Consider the following 3,266-nt stretch of genomic DNA (forward strand, 5'->3'; position numbering starts at 1 on the left):
GTCTGCACGGTGACCACCGGCTCGCTTGCCTTCGAGCCGCTGCAGGCAGTGGAGAACAGCGCAGCCGCGACCACCGCGGCCACTGCTCCGCACCGCAGGGCGGCCCTCCGCCGCCGCGGCGCGTTCCGCCGAATCCCGCTCTTCATTTCCATAGGTCCATATGATACGGGTTCAGAAGCTCCTCCCGGGCCACTTCGGAATCCCGCTCCCGGTCCATCCCGGCTGGCTCGCTTCCAGGGTGCCCGGCAGGCTATTCTTTATGGGCGAGGGGTTTGCCGTCGGGGCCGACCTGGATTTCCGAGCGCTTCTTGCCAGTGCGCACGTCCGCTTCATAGGCCACCAGCTTGCCATGCTTGGTGATTGACTCGACTCTTGCGATGGCGCCGGCTCCCGCCTTTTTCTGGAGGCCTTCGCGCACCGGGGCAGGCAGCGCGTCCACAGCAACCTCTTCTTCGACCGCGACTACGCTCCCGTCTGGGGCAATGGTCACGTCCCGGGAGTGGCCTTGGACGGTCATCTCCACTTCGTACACCACCTTGCCCCCATCCAGCTCGCGGGTATAGCCGCGGATCATAGCTCCCTCGCTCTGTTCATCCGCGGTCTTCTGAACTGCCGCAGGCAAATCTGACTTCTTAAGTTTTTTTGCCTGGGCTGGCGCGCTCGCCCCCAAAAGCAAGGCCAGCGCGAACATCGCTGAAACGATCCACTTGACGTCTTTCATAGGGATTCTCCTTGTGACTCAGTAGCTGCCTGTCAGTGTCTGAAGAACAGCCAGACCAACCCGATAGCGCGCTTCGCCATCATCGTACGCGTTGCGCGCCTGGGTGGCTGTGTTCTGCGCGTCTACCACCTCCAGCACCGAAGCTTCCCCGGCCTGGTAGCGCAACGTGGTCAGATGCAGGCTCTCGGAGGCCAGCTCAGCGGAGCTGCGCAAGGTTTCCAGCTCCGAGCGGGCGGCCTCCGCCTCCCCGTAAAAGGCATGCAGGTTGGCCAGCAACTGCCGCTGGGCGGCGCTCAACTCCAGCCGGGCCTGCCGGCGGCGCAGTCCCGCCTGGCGCACCTTGCTCTGCGTGGCTCCCCAATTCCATATCGGCAGGTTCAGGGTCGCGCTTGCGGCGTAGCCCAGGTTCCGGATGCTGCCCGTGCGAGTCGCCAAGCGGTTGGCGTCGATCCCATAGAAGTAATCGAAGCTCAGCGAGGGCAGGTGTCCGCTCCAGGCAACGGCAACGTCCTGGTTGGCAAGCTGGACCGCGGCCAGCGCAGCGTGCAGGTCCGGGTTGTTGGGCTCCGCCAGTTGCCGGATCTCTGCCAGGGAGGGCAGGCGCAGCGGGATGCGGAGGTCGTCCACCACGGAAAAGTTCTGCTAGAAGGTTGGGAACAGGAGCACCGCCAGCGAAAGGCGCGCCTTCTCCATGGCCAGCTGCGCCTCTTGGAAGTCTCTTTGACGGTCGTTCGCCTGCAACTGGGCCTTGATCACGTCCGAGTGAGCCACTTCGCCGCCCCGCTCCAGCGCCTGGCTGATGCTGAGGAAGCGCTGCGCTTCCCCTGCCGCTTCCTGGGCTGTCGCATACTTGCGCTGGGCCACCACCAGGCCGTAATAGCTCTGGACCGCGGTGACCACCAGCCCGCGCGCGGCGACCTCCGCCCTGGCTCTTGCCAGAGCCTCGGCAGCGGAAGCGCGCCGGTACTCGGCGAATTGAGCCAGGGCGACCACCTGATGGGCGTTCCCCAGGCTCACGTACTCATGGACTCCATTGTTGGCGATGAACCGCCCGGCCGGCGTCCCGTTCCCCTGGGTGTAGAAGTACTGGGCGCTGTAGGTGACCGAGGGCAGCAGAGCGGCGCGCCCCTGCACCTTTTGCTCGTGCGCGATCCCGGCTTCGGTGACTGCGGCATGGAATTGCGGGCTGTTGACTCGGGCGCGCTGCAAGGCGTCCTCGAGCGTCAAGGTCACAGGCGGGGCTTGATTCCCGCTCTGCTCGGTGCCGGAAGGCGCAGGAAGGCCTCCGGGGGCGGGAGCCGCGGGGGATTGAGCCAGGGTCCACGGCGTCAGGCAAAGCGTGAGCGTTACCAGTGTGAAGATTCGGGATGCACGGGCGTGAGACACGTTTCCCTCCAAGCCCCAGAGAAAAAAGGTCAGGGACGAGCATTGTAAAGGCGAGGGAGAATGCCCACCAAGCCCGGGCGGGACTCCGCGTGGGCTGAGGGCCGCTGAGCACTCTCTGCTAAGCCAGGTGCAGTCAAGATCACGTATCACTACGGGCGGTGAGGGCGAGCGGGGTTCGCACGCTCCATTACTGAGGCAGGTACATCGTGTCCAAGCCCGTAGAACGGAAGTCTAGAGAAGCCTCCAGGCCAAGGCGCTCCCCCTGGGTTGATATTTACTCTTTCACGGTGATCGCTGCTCTTCGGGGTTGCCCCACCCTTTCGCCGGGTTTTGGCGGAGGGTGGGGGTCATCGTCGCCCGCACTGCGGCCAGCATAACACCCAGACGCTCTCGTTTCCGGGCGCGGTGAGCCTGAGACGTCCCCACCCCTTCGGCTTCGCTCAGGGCAGGCGCTGTCGCTCCAAAACCGGGAGCGACAAGGGTGGGGCACCCCAAAGAAACTTATGAGCTTGAAGGGCCGGGCCAGCCCCCGGTGATCCTGCCCTAGGGGGCTAAAGCCCCCATTTCCATGAGCTCCTTACGGCTGAAGCCGTGCCCCTCCGAGAGATTAGATGAGCAACTCTGTGATGGAAGTCGCTCAGGCGTTGGCGGCGGAGGCGAAGGAGTCGTGGCCGTTGAGCAGGGAATAGTCCAGGATGCGGGCGGCGAAGGCGGGCGGCGGCACCTTCTCTTTGGCCTTGGCCAGGCGCACCACCTCGGCGCGGCAGAGGACCTCGGGCGCGGCGCGGCCCGCCCATTCCACCGGCAGGGTGAGCGTGATCTCGATCTGGGCGTTGGCGGGGAGCGCCTGATCGGCGTGGAAGAGGAGCCCGGAGCGGCTCACGTTCTCCAGCGCGCCCGAGGACCACTGGTCCTCGCCCGCGACGCGGTAGCGCAGCGGCAGATGGACGGCGAAGCGCGGCGCCGGTCCGCCGGCGTCTCCGCGGATGGGCCACGCTTCCTCGCGACCGGGCGCATCCGGCTTGTGCAACGCTTCCCGCTCCGGCTCCGCGGTGGAGCGGTTAAGCACCTCGCGCACCTTGTGGGTGAGTGCGTTCAGGATGAAGGGCTTCTGCAGGTACATGACGCCTTCCTCCAGCGTACCGTTCTGGACGATGGC

At 65.6% G+C, this 3,266-nt stretch carries 4 protein-coding genes; all 4 read right to left on the reverse strand.

Annotation, left to right across the window (positions count from 1 at the left end):
* Positions 1 to 250: 250 nt before the first annotated feature.
* Positions 251 to 721 carry a hypothetical protein gene (locus tag VGQ94_06330; GenBank protein ID HEV2022129.1) on the reverse strand — a complete coding sequence of 157 codons (471 nt, stop codon included), beginning with the start codon at positions 719 to 721 and terminating at the stop codon, positions 251 to 253.
* An 18-nt stretch (positions 722 to 739) separates the two neighbouring features.
* On the reverse strand, positions 740 to 1,348 hold the full coding sequence (locus tag VGQ94_06335) for a TolC family protein (protein HEV2022130.1): 609 nt from the start codon (positions 1,346 to 1,348) through the stop codon (positions 740 to 742).
* Positions 1,349 to 1,363: 15 nt separating this feature from the next.
* Positions 1,364 to 1,954: a TolC family protein gene (locus tag VGQ94_06340; GenBank protein ID HEV2022131.1), complete on the reverse strand. Its 591-nt coding sequence runs from the start codon at positions 1,952 to 1,954 to the stop codon at positions 1,364 to 1,366.
* Between the two features lie 790 nt (positions 1,955 to 2,744).
* The coding region (locus VGQ94_06345) for a PilZ domain-containing protein (GenBank protein HEV2022132.1) at positions 2,745 to 3,266 on the reverse strand (522 nt) is incomplete at its 5' end.

The organism is Terriglobales bacterium, from assembly GCA_035937135.1.
Taxonomy (GTDB): Bacteria; Acidobacteriota; Terriglobia; order Terriglobales; family Acidobacteriaceae; genus DASYVL01.